Origin of the sequence: Mesorhizobium sp. M7A.F.Ca.CA.002.15.2.1, from assembly GCF_003998715.1 — a bacterium.
GTDB classification, from domain to species: domain Bacteria; phylum Pseudomonadota; class Alphaproteobacteria; order Rhizobiales; family Rhizobiaceae; genus Mesorhizobium; species Mesorhizobium ciceri.
In genome coordinates this window covers 1-455 of record NZ_RZPI01001270.1, presented here as the reverse complement: position 1 = coordinate 455, position 455 = coordinate 1, and the positions used below count along the sequence as shown (strand labels likewise).

General features: G+C 69.2%; 1 protein-coding gene. It reads right to left on the bottom strand.

Annotated features, from left to right (window positions below; all coding sequences use genetic code 11):
* Positions 1–202: 202 nt before the first annotated feature.
* The coding region (locus tag ENZ74_RS34635) for an ATP-binding protein (protein ID WP_348630715.1) at positions 203–455 on the bottom strand (253 nt) is incomplete at its 5' end.

Here is a 455-nt window from a genome sequence, read left to right as displayed (position 1 = left end):
CTCCAGGCCAGGGGGGCCAGGAGGCAGGTCGCGAGAGCGGTCGAGCGCAGCAGGCTTCGCTTCGAGACGATGGCAATTCCTGTCAAGGCCAAGCTCCCCAGATCAGCACCGACGCAGTCGTGCATGTCCCCGGGCATAGCACCCGAGACCAAGGCCGGATATCGTTGAAACTAGCTATGCCCGCCGCGCCGGGATCGGCCGGTCAGGCCGCGGGCACATGCAAGGCCAGCACGGTTTCGCCGCGCCGCGACCGCGTGTCGAGCGTACCGCCCAGCCGTCCGGCCCGTGCCCGCATCGAGCGCAGGCCGGTGCCCGGGACGGGCGCTTGCGAGGCGGCATCGAAGCCGACGCCATTGTCGTTTATGGCCAGGCTCAGCGTCTCGCCGCGCCGGTGCAGGTCGATGACGACGCGGCTTGCCTGGCTGTGCTTGAGCACGTTGGTCAGGCCTTCCTGC